Annotated in this window: 22 protein-coding genes; 21 read left to right on the top strand and 1 reads right to left on the bottom strand. The window is 27.5% G+C overall.

Going from position 1 to position 18,787, the window contains the following annotated elements; translation table 11 throughout:
* Positions 1-19: 19 nt before the first annotated feature.
* The 15 genes from I2E98_RS01130 (at position 20) to I2E98_RS01060 (ending at position 11,200) form a co-directional block, all read left to right on the top strand.
* Complete coding sequence (locus I2E98_RS01130) at positions 20-2,329, top strand: AAA family ATPase (RefSeq protein ID WP_195467141.1); 2,310 nt, start codon at positions 20-22, stop codon at positions 2,327-2,329.
* 230 nt (positions 2,330-2,559) lie between these two features.
* Positions 2,560-2,895: an anti-sigma F factor antagonist gene (gene spoIIAA / locus I2E98_RS01125; RefSeq protein WP_195467140.1), complete on the top strand. Its 336-nt coding sequence runs from the start codon at positions 2,560-2,562 to the stop codon at positions 2,893-2,895.
* 16 nt (positions 2,896-2,911) lie between these two features.
* Positions 2,912-3,334: an anti-sigma F factor gene (gene spoIIAB / locus I2E98_RS01120; RefSeq protein WP_195467139.1), complete on the top strand. Its 423-nt coding sequence runs from the start codon at positions 2,912-2,914 to the stop codon at positions 3,332-3,334.
* Positions 3,335-3,351: 17 nt separating this feature from the next.
* The gene (gene sigF, locus I2E98_RS01115; RefSeq protein WP_195467138.1) at positions 3,352-4,110 is read left to right on the top strand and encodes an RNA polymerase sporulation sigma factor SigF; all 759 of its coding nucleotides are present in this window, start codon (positions 3,352-3,354) and stop codon (positions 4,108-4,110) included.
* A gap of 277 nt (positions 4,111-4,387) precedes the next feature.
* On the top strand, positions 4,388-4,852 hold the full coding sequence (gene spoVAC / locus I2E98_RS01110) for a stage V sporulation protein AC (RefSeq protein WP_195467181.1): 465 nt from the start codon (positions 4,388-4,390) through the stop codon (positions 4,850-4,852).
* A gap of 18 nt (positions 4,853-4,870) precedes the next feature.
* Complete coding sequence (spoVAD, locus tag I2E98_RS01105; RefSeq protein WP_195467137.1) at positions 4,871-5,890, top strand: stage V sporulation protein AD; 1,020 nt, start codon at positions 4,871-4,873, stop codon at positions 5,888-5,890.
* 20 nt (positions 5,891-5,910) lie between these two features.
* Positions 5,911-6,267: a stage V sporulation protein AE gene (gene spoVAE / locus I2E98_RS01100; RefSeq protein WP_195467136.1), complete on the top strand. Its 357-nt coding sequence runs from the start codon at positions 5,911-5,913 to the stop codon at positions 6,265-6,267.
* 136 nt (positions 6,268-6,403) lie between these two features.
* A complete protein-coding gene (locus I2E98_RS01095) occupies positions 6,404-6,562 on the top strand; it encodes a DUF1540 domain-containing protein (protein ID WP_195467135.1) in 159 nt (52 codons plus the stop codon).
* A 215-nt stretch (positions 6,563-6,777) separates the two neighbouring features.
* On the top strand, positions 6,778-6,987 hold the full coding sequence (locus I2E98_RS01090; RefSeq protein WP_195467134.1) for a FeoA family protein: 210 nt from the start codon (positions 6,778-6,780) through the stop codon (positions 6,985-6,987).
* A gap of 13 nt (positions 6,988-7,000) precedes the next feature.
* Positions 7,001-7,222, top strand: a complete 222-nt coding sequence (locus tag I2E98_RS01085) for a ferrous iron transport protein A (RefSeq protein WP_195467133.1) — start codon at positions 7,001-7,003, stop codon at positions 7,220-7,222.
* 33 nt (positions 7,223-7,255) lie between these two features.
* Entirely contained in the window at positions 7,256-9,403 is a 2,148-nt protein-coding gene (gene feoB, locus I2E98_RS01080; RefSeq protein WP_195467132.1) for a ferrous iron transport protein B, read from the top strand.
* 31 nt (positions 9,404-9,434) lie between these two features.
* Positions 9,435-9,599 (top strand): FeoB-associated Cys-rich membrane protein, encoded by a 165-nt coding sequence (locus I2E98_RS01075; protein WP_195467131.1) that lies wholly within the window; start codon positions 9,435-9,437, stop codon positions 9,597-9,599.
* 193 nt (positions 9,600-9,792) lie between these two features.
* Complete coding sequence (locus I2E98_RS01070) at positions 9,793-10,209, top strand: flavodoxin (protein ID WP_195467130.1); 417 nt, start codon at positions 9,793-9,795, stop codon at positions 10,207-10,209.
* 7 nt (positions 10,210-10,216) lie between these two features.
* The gene (locus I2E98_RS01065; RefSeq protein WP_195467129.1) at positions 10,217-10,855 is read left to right on the top strand and encodes a DUF3793 family protein; all 639 of its coding nucleotides are present in this window, start codon (positions 10,217-10,219) and stop codon (positions 10,853-10,855) included.
* Between the two features lie 60 nt (positions 10,856-10,915).
* Positions 10,916-11,200 carry a DUF2325 domain-containing protein gene (locus I2E98_RS01060; RefSeq protein ID WP_133014435.1) on the top strand — a complete coding sequence of 95 codons (285 nt, stop codon included), beginning with the start codon at positions 10,916-10,918 and terminating at the stop codon, positions 11,198-11,200.
* Positions 11,201-11,278: 78 nt separating this feature from the next.
* On the opposite strand, the gene I2E98_RS01055 is transcribed toward I2E98_RS01060, so the two are convergent.
* Positions 11,279-12,088, bottom strand: a complete 810-nt coding sequence (locus I2E98_RS01055) for an EcsC family protein (protein WP_195467128.1) — start codon at positions 12,086-12,088, stop codon at positions 11,279-11,281.
* A gap of 172 nt (positions 12,089-12,260) precedes the next feature.
* Here I2E98_RS01055 and I2E98_RS01050 point away from each other — a divergent pair, with 172 nt between their 5' ends.
* From I2E98_RS01050 to I2E98_RS01025, 6 genes are all read left to right on the top strand, one after another.
* The gene (locus tag I2E98_RS01050; protein ID WP_195467127.1) at positions 12,261-14,060 is read left to right on the top strand and encodes an ABC transporter ATP-binding protein/permease; all 1,800 of its coding nucleotides are present in this window, start codon (positions 12,261-12,263) and stop codon (positions 14,058-14,060) included.
* Between the two features lies 1 nt (position 14,061).
* Positions 14,062-15,732 carry an ABC transporter ATP-binding protein gene (locus I2E98_RS01045; RefSeq protein ID WP_195467126.1) on the top strand — a complete coding sequence of 557 codons (1,671 nt, stop codon included), beginning with the start codon at positions 14,062-14,064 and terminating at the stop codon, positions 15,730-15,732.
* A gap of 106 nt (positions 15,733-15,838) precedes the next feature.
* Positions 15,839-16,138, top strand: coding sequence for a nitrous oxide-stimulated promoter family protein (locus I2E98_RS01040; RefSeq protein ID WP_195467125.1), 300 nt, complete (start codon positions 15,839-15,841; stop codon positions 16,136-16,138).
* A 51-nt stretch (positions 16,139-16,189) separates the two neighbouring features.
* Positions 16,190-16,606 carry a YbaN family protein gene (locus I2E98_RS01035; protein WP_195467124.1) on the top strand — a complete coding sequence of 139 codons (417 nt, stop codon included), beginning with the start codon at positions 16,190-16,192 and terminating at the stop codon, positions 16,604-16,606.
* A gap of 44 nt (positions 16,607-16,650) precedes the next feature.
* Entirely contained in the window at positions 16,651-16,971 is a 321-nt protein-coding gene (locus I2E98_RS01030) for a hypothetical protein (RefSeq protein ID WP_195467123.1), read from the top strand.
* A 289-nt stretch (positions 16,972-17,260) separates the two neighbouring features.
* Positions 17,261-18,787, top strand: a complete 1,527-nt coding sequence (locus I2E98_RS01025; RefSeq protein ID WP_195467122.1) for a ComEC/Rec2 family competence protein — start codon at positions 17,261-17,263, stop codon at positions 18,785-18,787.

Here is an 18,787-nt window from a genome sequence, read left to right as displayed (position 1 = left end):
AGCCTTAGATAGGAGGGTTATGAAAAGAGAGTTAACTCCATCAGAAATAACGTTTAAACTAGAGGTAACAGATACTGATGTCGACAGGGGTACAAATGGTATTAAAGAGTTTAATGATGCCTATAAAAAAGTTGAGAGGGCGATCAATATAGATAAAGAAGGCTATAATCTTTATTTAATAGATACCTTCTCAAAGGATAAATTAAAGGAACTAACTACTTTCATAGAAAAAAAGTACAAAGATTTAGAAGCACCAAGGGATATATGTTATGTAACATTAGAGGATGTTAACAGACCAGAAGCAATTTTTGTTGCTAATGGAAAAGGAAAAAAATTAAAAGAAACTGTTGATGACATAAAAAATTGCTATTTGGAAGCAGTAGATGATTTTTATGGAGATTCTAGCAATGCTGAAAAGGATTATCTAGTAGAAGATATTCAAAATAAAAGAAATAGTTATATAAATGAATTAACTAAAATGGCAAAAGAGGAAGGATTTGAAGTCAAAGCAACTAGTAAAGGATTTGCATTTATACCTTTGAGTGGTAATGAGGCTATGACAGAAAAGGAGTATGATGATTTAGAAGATGAAAACAAAAATGTTATAGTAGCAAAAGCAGGAACTTTGAAAAAGAAGGCTGAAACCATTTTAGAAGAATTAAAGGATATTGAAGTTAAATCTATAAAGAAATTAAAAAAAATATACTCAAAATTTTTAGCAACTCAAATGGAAGAAGAAAAAGATAGTGCTCTTTTAGAATTTATAACAGATGATGATTCCTATGAATATTTAGAAAGATTATTTACCTGTATAGAAGAGGATTTAATAGAGTGTTATACAATGAGTATAGAAGATGATGAAAGTGAAATATATGAAGTATTAAATAAATATGATGTTAGAGTAATTGTAGATAATACAAATAATTCTTCACCACCTGTAATATTTGAGGAAGATCCTAATTTAAATAATTTAATAGGATTAATAGAATATGAAAATCATAATGGAATGTATACAACTAACATTTCATTGATAAGTGCAGGATCAATTTTAAAGGCAAATGAAGGATGTCTTATTTTAAGATTAAGCTCTTTAGCTGCAAATACATTAAGTTATTATTATTTAAAGAAGATTTTACTTTCTAATGTGGTTTCTTTTGATACTAATAAAAGTTATTTAGAGTTTATAAATATAAATGGATTAAAGCCAAAGCCTATTCCTGTAAAATTTAAGGTAATATTAATAGGTGATTATGAAACTTATGATTTTTTATATAATTCTGATGAAGACTTTAAAAAGTTATTTCCTTTAAGAGCGGAATTTTCATCTGTAGTAAAGGTTAATAATGATTCAGTAGTGGAATTAAAAAATAAGATTGAAAATAGAATTAAAAAGAATGAATTATTTAATATTAATAATGAAGCCATGAGTGAAATTTTAAAATACTTATGTAGGAAAAGTAGTAGTAGAAATAGAATACTTGCAGAAGAAGATACTATAGATAAATTATTAGTATTGGCTAATAATTCAGCTAAAGAAAGAAAGAGTATGATAATAACCGAACAAGATATTTTAGAAGTTGCCTATGAAGAAGAATTAATAGAAAGTGAAATAATGAACATGTATGAAGAAAATAAAATATTAATTAGTGTTAAAGGCAGAAAAGTAGGCGCAATAAATGCATTAGCCGTACTTGATAGTGGATATTGTACTTTTGGAAAGCCAATGAGAATTAGTTGTGTTGCATGCAAGGGGTCAGGCAGAATAGTTGATATACAAAAGGAAAGCAATTTAAGTGGAAAAATTCATGAAAAATCAATAAGTATACTTAGAGGATTATTGACAAATCTATTAAATCCTTATGAGAATATACCTGTAGATTTTCATTTAAGTTTTGAGCAGACTTATGGAATAGTAGAGGGAGATAGTGCTTCAGTAGCAGAGATTATATGTGTTCTTTCAGCTTTAAGCAAGAAGGGAATAAATCAAAATATTGCAGTAACTGGATCTATTAATCAATTTGGCGATGTTCAGCCTATTGGAGGAGTAAATGAAAAGATTGAAGGATTTTTCAAAGTTTGTAGTATGTTAGATACTATAGAAGGAAAGGGTGTATTAATACCTGAAGGAAATAAGGATGAAATAATATTAAAGGCAGAGGTAGAAAAAGCAATTGAAGAAGGTAAATTTCATATCTATACAATGAATAGTCTGAATGATGCTATTGAAGTACTTTTATTGGAGGAAGAAAATAATATAGATGATTTTTATAAAAATCTACAAAATGAACTAGACAAATATAAAGAAAAACCAAAGGAAATTAAATCTTAGTATCATAAAATATAGAGAGTTAAAATTAAAAGAAAAGTTTGATGAAGATGTTGTAGTAAAAATAAAAGATGCAGCATCTTCATTATTTTATATTAAAAAGTAGCTGAATTAAAACAATATCCATAAAAAGGTAAAAATACATTGACTACAAAATAAATGTTATGTTAAAATTATGGAAAAAGAAGGAAGATAGGAGGGTGCTCTAATTATTTGTTTTAGAGTTGATTATTATGTTTTTGAAGTTTAATAAAGTTGATGATAAATTAGTTGTTACTCTTGTTGGAGAATTAGATCATCATAGCGCAGAAGAAGTTAGAGTCAAAATAGATGATAGAATAGAACGAGATAATATAAAAAAAGTTATAATGGATTTCAAAGAAGTAACATTTATGGACAGTTCAGGAATAGGTGTTGTTATAGGAAGATTGAAGAAGGTTAAAAACAGAGAGGGAAAAGTTTGTATTACTAATATTAATAAAAGAGTAGATAAAGTATTTACATTATCAGGACTTTATAAAATAATTACTGTTTATAATAATGTTAATGAAGCACTTGCAAACATTTAATGGAGGGATTAATAACATGGAAGAAAATAGAATATGTATAGAATTTGAAAGTAGATCTCAAAATGAAGGATTTGCTAGAGTTGCAGTTTCAGCTTTTGTTTCTCAACTAGATCCAACTATTGAAGAGATTGCAGATGTTAAAACGGCTGTTTCTGAAGCAGTAACAAATTCTATAATTCATGGTTATGAAAATTATGAAAAGGGTATAATTAAAATAGAATCTACAATTTGTGGAAAAGAGGTGTCAATTATTATCACAGATTATGGTAAGGGAATAGATGATGTTAATAAAGCTAGAGAGCCTCTTTATACTTCAAGACCAGACCTTGAAAGATCAGGAATGGGATTTACAGTTATGGAAAGTTTTATGGATAGTTTAGAAGTAGAAAGTCAAAAAGATAAAGGTACCAGAATTATTATGACAAAGAAATTTAGTTAACGTGTTAGGGGAGATTTATGGAAAAGGGTAAAGTAAAAAAAGAAAAGTTAAGCTATGAGGATAACTCACAATTATTACCCCTAGCTAAAGCTGGTGATGCAGAGGCTATGAACAGGCTCATAGAAGCAAATTTACCTTTAGTAACTTCTATAAGTAAAAAGTTTATAAATAGAGGGTATGATTATGAAGATATTTATCAAATAGGATGTATGGGTCTTGTTAAGGCAATTAATAATTTTGATGATAATTATAATGTTAAGTTCTCAACTTATGCTGTTCCAATGATAATTGGAGAAATAAAAAGATTCCTTAGAGATGATGGAATTATAAAGGTAAGTAGAAATGTTAAGAGCTTAGCTAAAAAACTTCATTTTGATAAAGAGGCATTAACTAAAAAGTTAAATAGAGATCCAAGTATAGAAGAATTAGCTGAATTTTCAGGAATAGATAAAGAAGAAATATTATTTGCTTTAGAATCCTCTGCAAGTATGCAGTATCTTTATGAGGTAATTCACCAAGATGATGGTGCACCAGTATTGCTTATTGATAAGTTAAGTGAAAATGCAGCAGAAGATAAGAATTTAACTGAAAAGATAGCTTTAAAAGAAGCGTTAAATAGTTTAGATGTTAAATCTAGACAAATCATTGTTTTAAGATATTTTAAAGATAAAACACAGATACAGGTTGCTAAAATGTTAGGTATAAGCCAAGTGCAAGTATCTAGAATAGAAAAGAAAGTACTTTCTGAGATGAGAAAACAATTAGATGAGGGATGAACATAAGAAAATGTATAAATTAAAAAATAATAAATTTTTTAAATAAATCTACATTAAATAATAAAGATTATTTAATGTAGATTTATTTATTATTTAGGAAATTATATTTTCTAAATAATTGTGGATAACCTTTAAAAATATCAGAAACACATAGTCTGCGGAGCAGATTTTTTTATAAAAGTAAAATAGTTATTAAAATTGTAATAATATGAGTTAATTTTAAATTAAGAGGAATAATAAATTTATGAAAGAAAGGAGACACAAATATATGGGAAAAATGGCTAAAGAAGAAAAGAAAATAATTAAAGACTTTGAAAATATTTCAAAAGAAATGGTTCCTAAACCAAAATATTTTAAGAATATTTTATTAGCCTTTCTAGTTGGTGGAGCTATATGTACTATAGGGCAGTTTATATTAAATATGTTGATAAAATTTGGTATAGATGAAGAAGCTGCTAAACTGTGGTTGCCAATAATAATGATATTTATTGGAGCATTATTAACAGGAATAGGAATTTATGATAAGATAGCAAGTTTTGCCGGTGCTGGTACTATAGTTCCTATTACAGGATTTTCTAATGCAGTGGTATCTCCAGCAATAGAGTTTAAAAAAGAAGGCTTTGTTTTTGGTGTGGCGGCTAAAATGTTTACTATTGCAGGCCCAGTATTAGTTTATGGAATAGGAACATCAGTAATAATAGGATTAGTATATTATGTTTTAGGACTTATGGGAATTGTCTAAATGGGAGAGTGAGTATAGATGAGTGTAAAAAATAAAAAGGTAGGAAAGCAAACTATTAAACTTGAAAATCCTCCTAAAATAATTTCAACTTATTCTATAGTTGGACCTAAGGAAGGTGATGGGCCTTTAAAGGATTATTTTCATCAAATATTAAATGATGATACTTTAGGTAAGGACAGTTTTGAAAAAGCTGAGTCTGAAATGATGTATACGGCAATAAAAAGTGCTATAAGCAATGCAAATTTAAGAGAAGAAAATATAGATTACTTATTTGCAGGTGACTTATTAAATCAAATAACATCATCTAGTTTTGCTGCAAGAGAGTTAAATATACCATTTATAGGATTGTATGGAGCTTGTTCTACAATGTCAGAGTCTTTAAGTATGGCATCATTATTTCTAGATGGAGGATTTGGTAATTATGTTGTAGCATCTACTTCCTCTCATTTTAGTTCAGCAGAAAGACAATTTAGATTTCCATTAGAATATGGATGTCAAAGATGTCCAACATGTCAATGGACAGTTACAGGATCAGGAGCAATGGTTTTAGGTAAAAGTGGAGATTTTCCTAAAGTAACATACGTTACTACAGGATTAGTTAAGGATTATGGAATTAAAGATCCTAATAATATGGGAGCAGCAATGGCTCCGGCAGCAGTAGATACAATATATAATCATTTTAAGGATACAGGAAGAACACCTAAGGATTATGATGTAATTGCAACTGGAGATTTGGGGAAGGTAGGAAAAGAAATAACAACTAAATTATTATTAGATTATGGATATGATGTAAAGGATAATTATGTTGATTGCGGTGATTTAATATTTGATGATGAAAGGCAAAAGACTGATTCAGGTGGTAGTGGTTGTGGATGTTCTGCAGTTGTTACCTGTGGATACTTTTATAAAAAGTTAATGAAAAAAGAAATAAAGAGTTTATTATTAGTTTCTACTGGGGCATTAATGAGCACAACCTCATCTCTTCAAGGAGAAAGTATACCAGGAATAGCACATGCAGTGGCTATTGAATATAAATAGAAAGTTGGTGAGAGTTTATTATGGATTATGTAAGTGCATTTATTGTTGGTGGATTAATATGTGTTGTTGCACAAATATTAATGGACACAACAAAATTAACTCCAGCTAGAATATTAGTTATGTTTGTTACTCTTGGAGCAATTCTTGGAGGTTTTGGGCTTTATGATAAACTAGTTGAAATCGGAGGTGCAGGAGCAACAATCCCTCTACCTAGTTTTGGTAACGGTCTGGCTAAAGCAGCTATAAAAGGAGTAAAAGAAAATGGATTAATAGGAGTATTTATAGGGGGAATCGAAGGTGCTGCAGGAGGAATTACAGCATCAATATTTTTCGGATATTTAATGGCTCTTATTTTTAATCCAAAAACAAAACAATAATATAATGAATAATTAAGAAAAATATAAAAATCTTAATATACAAAGAAAATAGGTAAAGTTTTCGTATTGATATTTAGAATAATAACACCTCTTATGGGCAAAATAATAGAGTACTAAAGATGTGGAGGTGAAAGTTATGCAAAAGAATTCAAGTATTAAATGTAGTGTACAACAATGTAAACACCATGCCTGTTCTGAAAATTATTGTACTTTAGATGCAATACAAGTTGGTACTCATGAAGCTAATCCAACAGTTGTTGAATGTACAGATTGCCAATCATTTGTGTTAAAATAGGCTAAATTTAAAGTAAAAATTAGTAAGTAACTTAGTAAAGAAAAATATTTTCTATACTAAGTTACTTATTTTTTATTATAAAAAACATTTTAAAATAAATTTTTAATTTATACAAAATAAAGAATTAATAGAAAAAAATATTTACTTTTGCAAATAAAGGAGTATAATGAAAATATAAATAATGATAATCATTATCAGTATGAGAGGTGAAAGAAATGTCATTAATATTATCACAAGTAGGAGAAGAGGTTAAAATTAAAAAAATAACAGGAAATACTGAAACAAAGAAATTTTTAAATAGTTTAGGATTTGTTATTGGTGAAGGAATTACAATAGTTTCAGATTTAGGTGGAAATTTAATAGTAAATATTAAAGGTACTAGAATAGCCTTAGATAAAAGTATGGCAAGTAGAATAATGGTGTAAGGAGAGTAAATAAATGGCAACCTTAAAAGAAATAAAATGTGGACAAACTGTGAAGGTTAAAAAAGTAGAAGGTACTGGTGCTATTCGTAGAAGAATAATGGACATGGGAATTACTAAAGGTAGTGAAATTTACGTTCGTAAGGTAGCTCCACTAGGTGATCCTATAGAAATAAATATAAGGGGCTATGAATTAACATTACGTAAATATGATGCTGAAATGATAGTAGTTGAGTGAAGATAAGTTAAAAATAGATAGGAGGAGAGAAAGATGGCAATAAAAATAGGGTTAGCAGGAAACCCAAATAGTGGTAAGACAACTATGTTTAACAACCTTACAGGTGCAAAGCAATATGTTGGAAATTGGCCAGGAGTAACTGTAGAGAAAAAAAGTGGGAAAATTAAAGGATATAAAGATGTTGAATTAGTTGATTTGCCAGGAGTATATTCCTTATCACCATATACATTGGAAGAGGTCGTAACTAGAAATTTTATGATAGATGATAAACCAGATGCAATCATTAATATAATTGATGCATCCAATATTGAAAGAAATCTTTATTTAACAACTCAAATATTAGAACTAGGTATTCCAACGGTAATAGCATTAAATATGATTGATATTGTAGAAAAAAGGGGCGATGTCATTGATATTGACAAGTTATCTAAGATTCTTGGATGCCCAGTAGTTAAGACAAGTGCCTTAAAAGGAAATGGAACTAAAGATGTTGCTATGAAGGCAATCGAAATAGCTAAAAGTAAAAAGGATACTAATTTCAATATGAACTTCTCATCTGAAGTAAAGGATGCGTTGGAAGATATCAAAAATTTAATTAAGAGTGATAATATTACTAATATAGGTTTAAGTGAACAATGGATGGCTATTAAGATTTTTGAACGTGATAGTAAATTCATGGAAAAAGTATCTTTGGATAATAATGTTAAGGAAAAAGTAGAGGCTATTATTACAAAATGTGAAAAAGAATTTGATGATGATGCAGAAGGAATAATTACTGGAGAAAGATATGAATTTATTGGCAGTATAGTTTCAAAAGTTATTAAGAAAAAAAATACTTCAAAACATACATTATCAGATAAGATTGATAAAATAGTTACTAACCGTATATTAGCATTACCTATATTTGCTTTAATTATGTGGGGGGTATACTATATAGCTGTTAGTTCATTAGGTTCAATATTAAGAGATTGGACAAATGACACTTTATTTGGAGAAATAATTGGAGAAAATGTTGCCGTATTTTTAGAAAGTGTGGGTACAGCTCCATGGTTACAAGGATTGATAAATGATGGAATAATTGGTGGTGTTGGAGCTGTTTTAGGATTTGTCCCACAAATAATGTTATTATTCTTTTTATTAGCATTATTAGAGGACTGTGGATACATGGCTAGAATAGCATTTATTATGGATAGAATTCTACGCAAATTTGGATTATCAGGAAAATCATTTATACCTGTACTTATAAGTTCAGGGTGTGGGGTTCCTGGCATAATGGCAACACGTACTATGGAAAATGATAAAGATAGAAAACTTACAATAATGATTACTACATTTATTCCTTGTGGAGCTAAATTACCTATAATAGCATTGTTTGCAGGAGCTATTTTTGGTGGAGCATCTTGGGTAGCACCAGTGATTTATTTCTTAGGAATTTTTATGATTATAATTTGTGGAATTATTTTAAATAAAACTAAGGCATTTAAAGGGGAAGCAGCACCATTTGTTATGGAACTTCCACAATACCATATTCCAAGTATGAAAGGTGTTTTGATTCATATGTGGGATAGAGGAAAAGCATTTATTATAAAAGCTGGAACTATTATATTTGTTGCTTGTGCTGTAATTTGGTTTACTAGCTCATTTAATTGGACATTACAAATGGTTGATGCTCAAGATAGTATATTAGCAAGTATAGGTAAAGTAATAGCACCGATATTTGCACCACTTGGATTTGGTAATTGGCAATCAGCAGTAGCAACAGTAAGTGGATTAGTAGCTAAAGAAAATGTTGTAGGAACATTTGGAGTATTATTTGGTATAGCGGAAGCAGCAGAAGATACACCAGCATTATTAACTCAAATTGGAACAATGTTTACATCAGCAAGTGGATTAGCATTCATAGCCTTTAATATGCTTAACGCACCTTGTTTTGCAGCTATAGGTGCAATTAGAAGAGAAATGGGATCTTGGAAATGGATGTGGATAACAATTGGCTTCCAAACATTAACTGCTTATATAGTAGCATTAATAATAAATCAAGTAGGTAGTTTATTATTAGGTGAAGGTAGTGTAATTGGAGCTGTAGGCTCAATATTAATTGCAATACTAGCAATTTTAATAGCTATCGGATCAGGAAGAAATATAAAGACTAATAAAGAAAGTAGAGAAATAAGTGCATAAAATTATTGTAATGAGCGAGGAAGTGATATAAATGGCAACATTTATTATTGGAGCTATAGTATTTGGCTTGCTATTTTTAGCTGTATTTAGTATGTTTAAGAAGAGTAAAAATAATAAGGGTGGTTGTGGATGTGGCTGTTCTGGTTGCTCCAGCAAAAAATCATGCAATAGTGAAATTAAATTTAAGCACAAGTAAATACTTTTATATTTTAGGAGATACTAGGAGAAATTTTAGTATCTTCTATTTTTTTAATGAGAATATGAATAAGCATAAAATAATTTCAAAAAATTTCAAAAAAATTCAAGTTATATATTGACAGGGTTAAGGTAATATTATATTATAATAAGTAATTGAGAATGAATATCAATATTGTTTAGGAGGAGAGAATATGAAAATAGTTTATTATTCAGCTTCAGGTAATACTGAAAAAATGGCGAATTTAATTGCAGAGGGAATAGCTAATGGAGGAAAAACTGCAGAGGTAATTAATGTATCAAATGCAAATGCTGATATTTTTGATAATGAAGAAATAGTTATACTTGGGTGTCCAGCTATGGGAGATGAAGTATTAGAGGAAAATGAATTTGAACCTTTTGTAGAAGAAATATCATCTAAAATTTCAGGAAAAAAAGTTGCTTTATTTGGATCATATGGATGGGGAGATGGTCAATGGATAAGAGATTGGCAAGAAAGAATGGAGTCTTTAGGTTGTACTTTAATTGCTGATGGATTAATAATTCAAAATGAGCCTGAGGATAACTCACCAGAGTGTATTGAATTAGGAATGACTATAGCAAAGGCATAGAAGTAAATTGAAGCAAGTTGAATTTTATAAAAGTCTTGCTAATATGGAGGAAAGAGAGTGCATTGAAAAGTTTTTAATTTACAATGCCTCTCTGGTAATTTCAGGCGTTAAACCATCAGCAACCATTACAATAAAAAAAGATAAAGAAAATTTATATGACAAATGGATAAAGTACGGAATCGATTTTTTAGAAACTATTGATATTCAATATATAGATTTAAGAGAATGTAGTAATGCATTAATTATATTGATATATAATGAGAAGCAATTATCAAACTACATATTTAGAAAAGAAAACAAGAAATTCTTAATGCAATTAGGATATTCAGATAAGAATGATATAAATAATTATTTATATATGCTAAAGAATAGATATAAGGAATTTAATTGTCCACATGAATTAGGTATATTTTTAGGTTTTCCATTAAATGATGTTATGGATTTTATGAATTGTAAAAATAAGAAATGTTTAAGTTGTGGATATTGGCTTGTATATAATAATTTAAAAGAAGCAAAAGAAACTTTCAGTAGATACGATAAAGTTAAGGAGCATACTGTAAATTATATTTTAAAAGGAGATTCATCTCATAATGTGGCATGCTCTATAAGAAATTTATTTGAAGAATATAAAGGGGCTAGTGCATAAAAGAATAATTCTAATTAATAAGAATTAAGGACAACAAGTGATTAAAAGGAGAGAAAATAAATGAGTGTAGTAATAGTTGGTGGCCATGATAAAATGACTAAAGATTATATTAGAGTATGTAAAAAATATAATTGTAAGGCAAAAGTTTTTACCCAAATGGAAACAGGATTAAAGGATAAGATTGGAATGCCAGATGCAGTTATATTATTAACAGATGTAGTATCTCATAAGCTTGTATTGACAGCTAAGAGAGAAGCAGATAAGAAAAATATAAGAGTTATAAGAAATCATAAAAGTACATTAAATGCAGTTGAATCACTTATTAAGGAAATAGTATTAAACTAAAAGTGTGAGTATATGAAAAAGTTAAAGTTAAAAAAGCGGCTAGTTATAATTTAGGATTATATCTAGACGCTTTTGTTATTATAGTAAAAGTTTATTTAAATATCTTTGTTTATATTTGAGCTTAGCTATAGTACTTATATCTTGTAATGTTTTAAAGTTAGTGATTCCACCAATAACTCCCACTAGGGGAAGACCTTGTATAAATTTTGAAGTTAACATATAAGTAGAAATTTTATCAGAAGTTTCCTTTAAGGTTTCATCAATATTATAATTAGGATATTTATTATTATTTATTTCATTAGCTATAGTATCTAGTCTATAAAAATACATTTTTCTTTCAATGCCAGAAGTAACTGAAGCAGAAATTATATTTAAAATATAAATTCTCTCTTCAGGAGAATTATAATCAAATCCATAGCTTAAGCTAATTTCATAAATAGACTTTAAAATTATCCCAATATATATAGGTATATCAGGAAGACCTACTCCTAATAGTCCTAGAGCACCACCTTCAATAGCACTAACAGACTTATTTATCAATGTTTTTTTATTTGCAGATTTATCAATTTTTTTTAGATTTCTTTTTGTTGGATATTTATTTATTGCATAAGAGTTTATATCAAATTCCATGCTTATATTATCCTTATTATAAGTTTTCTCGATTATACCTAGAGCTTTATCAAATACTGTTTTAAATCCCATTTCAAAAGCTATATTTAAAGTAGATTGAAGTTTTTCAGGAATTTTCTCCTCAATTTTTATTTTTAAAGGGTCTAATTTATTTTTTATAATACCAGGCTCTTTTTCAAGTATTAATTTTTCTTCCTTTTTATTAAGTTGTTTTAATTGTTTTTCAATTAACTTATTTTTACTTGAAAATTTACTCATATATTACTCCTAAAATATGTACTATAAGTTAATTATAATACAAAAATAGAAAATTTATTAATGAAAGTATTGAAAATAATTATCAATTAGGGTATATTATATTAAGCAATAATAAATATCAATTGAGAGTTTATTTCAAATGATTAAAAGATTCAAAGGAGGAATATATATTATGATGATAAATAAAAGGTTAATAAACCTATGTAAAGATTCTAAAAAGTACATAGCATTAACTATATTGGTTAATTGGATTGCAGTTTTATGTAATATAGTTACTATAATACTAATTGGTCAATTTATTAATAAGATTTATATAGGTAAAACATTAGACCTTGATGGACAAAGTGTTTTTGGAGCTATGATGAATTTTAAAATATGGGGAAATATTTCGTTATTATCAGGAATTATAATTATAGCAATTTTATTAGCTACGAGATATTTATGCAATATTTTATATGCTAAATTTTCAAATGCAGCTTCTGCAAATGCAAGGGTGACATTAAGAGAACTTATTTACAAAAAACTATTAAAATTAGGTACTGGATATACTAATGTTGAAAGTACATCAGCGGTGGTTCAAGTATCTGTTGAGGGAATAGAGCAGTTAGAGATTTATTTTGGAAAATATTTATCACAATTTTTCTATGCACTTTTAGTTCCAGTTACATTATTTGCTTTTATGAGTTTTATTTCATTTAAAGCAGCACTTGTATTTATACTTTGTGTACCTCTTATACCTATATCAATAATTGCAATTATGAAAATTGCTAAAAGAATATTAAAGGATTATTGGAAGTCTTATTCAGATTTAGGTGGAACTTTCTTAGAAAACCTTCAAGGATTAACTACATTAAAAGTATTTAACATTGATGAAAAAAGACATGAGAAAATGAATAAAGAAGCTGAAAAATTCAGAAAAATAACTATGAAGGTTTTAAGTATGCAGCTAAATTCAATAACAATAATGGATTTAGTAGCTTTTGGTGGTGCTGCAGCAGGTACAATTGTTGCATTAATTCAATTTAAAAACGGAGAGATTCCTGTAGGAAGTCTACTTATTATAATATTACTTTCATCAGAATTCTTTATACCACTTAGACTTTTAGGTTCTTACTTCCATATAGCTATGAATGGTATGGCAGCAAGTGATAGAATGTTTGGTATTTTAGATGCTGAAGAAAGAGAGAAAGATGTAATAACTAAAGAAGAAATTAAATTTAGTGATATAAATGTAACATTAGAAAATGTTGATTTTAGTTATGATGGTGAAAGAAAAGTATTAAATAACATAAGTATGGAAATTACACCAGGTGGATTAGTTGCCATAGTAGGGGAAAGTGGTTCAGGTAAGAGTACAATTGCATCACTTATATTAAATAATAATAAAGTTACTAAAGGTGAAATAAAAGTAAATAATACTAATATAGAAAATATATCTTTAGATAATATTTATGGAAATATAGCTTTAGTTTCTACTAATAGTTATATATTTAATGGAACTATTCTAGATAATTTACTAATGGCCAAGAGAGATGCATCAGAGGAAGAAATTAATGAGGCATTAAAAACTGCAAGATTATATGATTTTGTTAAGGAATTAAAAGATGGACTATTAACTGATGTTGGTCAAGCAGGTAGTGCATTATCAGGGGGGCAAAAGCAAAGATTAGCTTTAGCTAGAGTTATATTGGCAGATAGATCAATGATAATTTTTGATGAAGCAACTTCAAATATAGATGTTGAAAGTGAAGAAAGTATTTGGGAAGCAATTTATGAACTTTCTAAAAATAAGACTATATTAGTAATTTCTCATAGATTAGCTAATGTAAAAGATGCTAAGAAGATTTATGTTATGAATAAAGGTCATTTAGTAGAAAGTGGATCTCATGATGAGTTAATGAGTAAAGAAAAGTATTATTATGATATGGTTAATAAGCAAAATGAATTAGAAATGATAAGGGAGGTTTGCTAGTATGAAAAGAAGATCAGGCTTCCAAATAATGAAGAGATTAATAGTAGAGCTAAAGCCATTAGCTCCAATTATGGCAATTACTATAAGTATGGGTGTTATAGGATTTTTAGCTGCAATAGCTATAGCTAGTTTTGGAGCAATAGCTATAGGCGCATTTATAGGTGATATTACATTTATTAGCTTTACTGGTGCAATGATAGTTATGGCTATAAGTGCACTTTTAAGAGGATTTCTAAGATATGGTGAACAATTATCTGGCCACTATATTGCTTTTAAAATACTATATATATTAAGAGATAAGATATTTGCTAAGCTTAGAAAATTAGCACCTGCTAAATTAGAGGGGCAAGAAAAGGGAAATCTTATTTCGTTAATAACTTCAGATATTGAGCTTTTAGAGGTATTTTATGCTCATACAATAGCTCCAATATCAATTGCAATAATAACTAATAGCATTATTTCTATAATATTATTTATAATAAATCCTTGGTTTGGAGTTTTATCAGTAATATTCTTCTTAATAGTTGGATTTGTAATTCCTTATGCTTCTTCTAGTTTAGGTAAAGAAGCAGGGGTTGCTTATAGAAATATGTTTGGTGAATGTAACAACTATATACTTGATTCTTTAAGAGGACTTAAGGAAGTATTATTATTTAAATCAGGTGATGAGAGATTAAATGAAATTAACTCAAAGTCACATAGAATAAATGAAAGTCTTGATAAAATTAAAGAGCATGAAGGTATAATAAGAGCTATCACAGATTTAACCATAATGATTGCTATATTAACTTTTGTTGGAGTTGGATTTGCACAATATTCAATAGGGAATATTTCATTTACATGGATGCTTGTAGCTATAGTAATAATTGCTTCATCTTTTGGACCAGTAGTTGCTTTAAGTAACCTTTCAAATACATTACTTCAAACTTTTGCTTGTGCAGAAAGATTATTTGATTTAATTGATGAAGAGCCACATGTAGAGGAAGTTTCAGATGGACACTTAGTAAATGGTGAATCAATAGCGTATGATAATGTAACATTCTCTTACCCAAATAGAAAAGAAAAGATTTTTGATAATACATCAGTTCATATAAAAAGAGGGGATAAGATAGCCCTTATAGGTGAAAGTGGAATTGGTAAGAGTACATTTGTTAAGCTTATGATGAGATTTTGGGATGTAAATGAAGGTAAAATTAACTTAGATAATAAAAATATTAAAGAGGTTAATACTGCATCTCTTAGAAATAGCCAAACTTTAGTTAGTCAGGAAACATATTTATTCAATGAAACTATAATGGATAATATAAAAATAGGTAATGCAAATGCAACTAAAGAAGAGGTAATAAAGGCTGCTAAGATGGCATCTATACATGAGTTTATAGAAACTTTACCTAAAGGATACGATACAAAGGTTGGAGAACTTGGAGGCAATCTTTCTTCTGGAGAAAAGCAAAGAATAGGATTAGCAAGAGCCTTCTTAAGTAATGGAGATGTTTTAATTTTAGATGAGCCTACAAGTAATTTAGATACATTAAATGAAGGTGAAATACTAAAATCAATAAAAGAGAATTGTGAAGATAAGACAATAGTACTTATTTCACATAGAAAGTCAACAACAGCTGTTTGCAATAAAACTTATAAGCTTGAAAATAGCAAGTTAGTGTTAAATTAATTAATTAAAGGCTGTATCATAATATAATTATGAATTTTGATACAGTCTTTTATAAGAAAAAATATATGATAATGATTATCATTGATAGATTGAAAAGGAAATTAGGATGGGAAGAATAGATAGGGAAAAAAAGACTATAAAACTAATGATAGATATATATTGTCGCAAAAAGCATGGTAATAATAAGGGGGAACTATGTGAAGAGTGTGCAGAACTATTAGAATATGCACATAAAAGACTTAGTTTTTGTAAGTTCGGCGAAAATAAATCCACTTGTTCAAGATGTCCAATTCATTGTTACAAAAAGGATATGAAGGAAAAGGTAAAGGAAGTAATGAAGTTTTCTGGGCCAAGACTTATTATTTATAATCCAGTTGAACTTGTTAGACATGCGTTAAATAAATAAGGGATAGATATTAGGAAATATAAAAAGTATTAATTAAAAGGGGAGTAAAACATGAATAAAGTAAAAAAATATTTTTATATAACTTTAGGCTTTATAACACTTGGATTAGGCCTTATAGGAGTAATATTGCCTATATTACCAACAACACCATTTTTATTAGTGACATCATTTTGTTTTGCAAAGGGATCTGAGAGATTTCATAGCTGGTTTACAAACACAAATATTTATAAAAAGCACTTAGAGAGCTTTGTTAAAGAAAGGGCTATGACACTAAAACAAAAAGTTGTATTACTAAGTTTCGTTAATTTTATGTTAGCTTTTCCTTTAATATTAGTTGATGTATTACCTATGAGAATAACTATTATAGTATTAATAATAATTAAATTATATTATTTTATATTTAGAGTTAAGACAATTACTCCAGAAGAAAAGAGAGCCATGGAAACTGCCAGAAGAGAAATGGCTTAATGAAAATTATTAATTTACAAAAGATAAAGTAGGAGGAAATTATAATGGAAAGAATATCATCTATGTTTTTTTGTTTATCATTAATAGTTTATTATGTATTAAAATTATTAAAGGTAAAAAGGAAAGTGTATCTAAAAACACATATAATTTTAGGATCTATCTCAGTAGTAGCAATGATAGGAGAATTAATTAATAGAATTGGACAAGAAGGACTTATAAAGTATATAGGTTTTTCAGTTATTATGATAGCTATTGCAATAACTGGAATGATAATGAAGAAAGATTATAAGCTTTATAGGAAGCTTCATATTATATTCACTATAGGATTTTTTGTATATTTACCTATAGCTATTAAATTTTTATAATTAATTATATAAAATATAATAAGTTATTGTAGGCTTTACTAACTAAGTAAAGTCTTTTTTTTATGTTTGTGATTTATATATTAGAAATTTGGTAATGCTTATTTAATGAGGTGTTGCCAAGGTGGATAGTATGAATAATAAGGGCTTTAATAACCCATTACCATATATATTTATTGTGTTTATATTATCATATTTCAGTTATGAAATATATAGCAAAAATATTATTCTGGCAAGTTTTTATGTTGTCAGTTTTTTTATTTTTATAATGTATTTTAAAGGTAAGTATATAATGTTCATATTAGTTTTATTTTTTGTTGCAGCATTAAATAATACTATATGTTTTTATAATTATACTCCCAAAGAAGTTGAAGAGGTAAGAATAACTGAAGTTAAAAATTATTATGGGAAAGGAGAAGTTAATGGAAGAATAGTTAGCTTATCCAATATTAATGAAAATATAGAAGTAGGAAATAAAATATTAGTTAAAGGTAAATTTACTGAAAATAAGAATATAAGCAATGGAGTAATTGGAGATTATAAAATAGAAGATTATAAAGTTTTAAAATCTGATTTTATTGATAAGCTTTATAAAAGAAGAAAATATGTATTTGAAAGTATTGAAAGTAAGTTAGGAGAAAGAAAAGCTGCTTTAATAACATCAGTATCATTTGGATATAAAGGTGAATTAAATGATGATCATAAGGAGTTAATGAAGAGTTTAGGTATATCACATGTTATTTCAATTTCAGGTCTACATTTAGTTTTAGTATATAACGTATTACGCAAGTTATTAGGAGTAAAACTGAGTTTAATATTGGCATTGGTATATGTATTGTTTTCTGGTGCCTCAGCGCCTGCTGTAAGGGCATATATAATGATAGTTATATTAACCTTTGGAAAAATTGTCAAGCGTAATTATAACCCTTTAGCATCATTATCTTTAGCAGGGATAATATTACTACTGATTAAACCATATTATATTTATAATATTGGATATGTACTTTCATTTTTAGCTACTTTAGGAATAATATTATTTAATAAAGATTTGAATAAAAAATTATATAAATTACCGAATTCTATTAGAAATACTATTGCAATTTCATTAAGTGCACAAATATTAACATTACCCATTATAATATTATATTTCAATGAAGTATCATTGAATTTTATAGTAGGAAATATCGTTGTAATTCCTTTTATAAATGTTCTAGTGGTTTTAGGAAATATATTAATATTCATAGTAGAGATTTCAAGTGTCTTTAATTACATTATGTATGTATGCCATTATATAATTAAATATATTGATATAATTATGTATAAAATAGATAATATGTCATTTGATTTGATATATTTTCATTATACTGTAGCGTATTTTTATATATCTTTATTAATAACATATTATTTTTATAAAAAAGGATTTAAAAGATTTATATATTACCCTTTAATTATATTTTTCTATATACTAGTATTAATATATTCACCATTGCCTAAAATAAGGTATTATAACGAAGGAGGACTTTTAATAAGCTATAAGGGAGATAGAGTGCTTATTCAAACAAAAGATGAAATTGATGAGGAAAAGCTTATGGCAGTTTCTTTAGCAAATAATATATATGAAGACTTTAATGAAGTTAATATTAAAGGAAAAATTAAGATAAAAAAATACGGTGAAAACTATATTTTACATACAAAAAATAATAAATATTTATTATTTGTAAATTATGAAAATCTAAATAATGAATATGATATAATAGATTTTAGAAAAGGTGATATAAAAGAAGTTATGTTTTTTAATGATAAAATAATAAACAATTAG

The sequence above is a fragment of the Clostridium sp. D43t1_170807_H7 genome (assembly GCF_015555905.1).
In the GTDB taxonomy this organism is placed as follows: domain Bacteria; phylum Bacillota; class Clostridia; order Clostridiales; family Clostridiaceae; genus Clostridium.
Note: the sequence above shows the minus strand (reverse complement) of the source record. Positions and strands in the feature narration are given on the sequence as shown.

Bases quoted from the DNA above. Each gene is read 5' to 3' on its own strand.
- I2E98_RS01130 (WP_195467141.1), top strand. From the start codon at position 20: ATGAAAAGAGAGTTAACTCCATCAGAAATAACGTTTAAACTAGAGGTA.
- spoIIAA (WP_195467140.1), top strand. From the start codon at position 2,560: ATGTTTTTGAAGTTTAATAAAGTTGATGATAAATTAGTTGTTACTCTT.
- spoIIAB (WP_195467139.1), top strand. From the start codon at position 2,912: ATGGAAGAAAATAGAATATGTATAGAATTTGAAAGTAGATCTCAAAAT.
- sigF (WP_195467138.1), top strand. From the start codon at position 3,352: ATGGAAAAGGGTAAAGTAAAAAAAGAAAAGTTAAGCTATGAGGATAAC.
- spoVAC (WP_195467181.1), top strand. From the start codon at position 4,388: ATGGCTAAAGAAGAAAAGAAAATAATTAAAGACTTTGAAAATATTTCA.
- spoVAD (WP_195467137.1), top strand. From the start codon at position 4,871: ATGAGTGTAAAAAATAAAAAGGTAGGAAAGCAAACTATTAAACTTGAA.
- spoVAE (WP_195467136.1), top strand. From the start codon at position 5,911: ATGGATTATGTAAGTGCATTTATTGTTGGTGGATTAATATGTGTTGTT.
- I2E98_RS01095 (WP_195467135.1), top strand. From the start codon at position 6,404: ATGCAAAAGAATTCAAGTATTAAATGTAGTGTACAACAATGTAAACAC.
- I2E98_RS01090 (WP_195467134.1), top strand. From the start codon at position 6,778: ATGTCATTAATATTATCACAAGTAGGAGAAGAGGTTAAAATTAAAAAA.
- I2E98_RS01085 (WP_195467133.1), top strand. From the start codon at position 7,001: ATGGCAACCTTAAAAGAAATAAAATGTGGACAAACTGTGAAGGTTAAA.
- feoB (WP_195467132.1), top strand. From the start codon at position 7,256: ATGGCAATAAAAATAGGGTTAGCAGGAAACCCAAATAGTGGTAAGACA.
- I2E98_RS01075 (WP_195467131.1), top strand. From the start codon at position 9,435: ATGGCAACATTTATTATTGGAGCTATAGTATTTGGCTTGCTATTTTTA.
- I2E98_RS01070 (WP_195467130.1), top strand. From the start codon at position 9,793: ATGAAAATAGTTTATTATTCAGCTTCAGGTAATACTGAAAAAATGGCG.
- I2E98_RS01060 (WP_133014435.1), top strand. From the start codon at position 10,916: ATGAGTGTAGTAATAGTTGGTGGCCATGATAAAATGACTAAAGATTAT.
- I2E98_RS01055 (WP_195467128.1), bottom strand. From the start codon at position 12,088: ATGAGTAAATTTTCAAGTAAAAATAAGTTAATTGAAAAACAATTAAAA.
- I2E98_RS01050 (WP_195467127.1), top strand. From the start codon at position 12,261: ATGATGATAAATAAAAGGTTAATAAACCTATGTAAAGATTCTAAAAAG.
- I2E98_RS01045 (WP_195467126.1), top strand. From the start codon at position 14,062: ATGAAAAGAAGATCAGGCTTCCAAATAATGAAGAGATTAATAGTAGAG.
- I2E98_RS01040 (WP_195467125.1), top strand. From the start codon at position 15,839: ATGGGAAGAATAGATAGGGAAAAAAAGACTATAAAACTAATGATAGAT.
- I2E98_RS01035 (WP_195467124.1), top strand. From the start codon at position 16,190: ATGAATAAAGTAAAAAAATATTTTTATATAACTTTAGGCTTTATAACA.
- I2E98_RS01030 (WP_195467123.1), top strand. From the start codon at position 16,651: ATGGAAAGAATATCATCTATGTTTTTTTGTTTATCATTAATAGTTTAT.
- I2E98_RS01025 (WP_195467122.1), top strand. From the start codon at position 17,261: ATGTTCATATTAGTTTTATTTTTTGTTGCAGCATTAAATAATACTATA.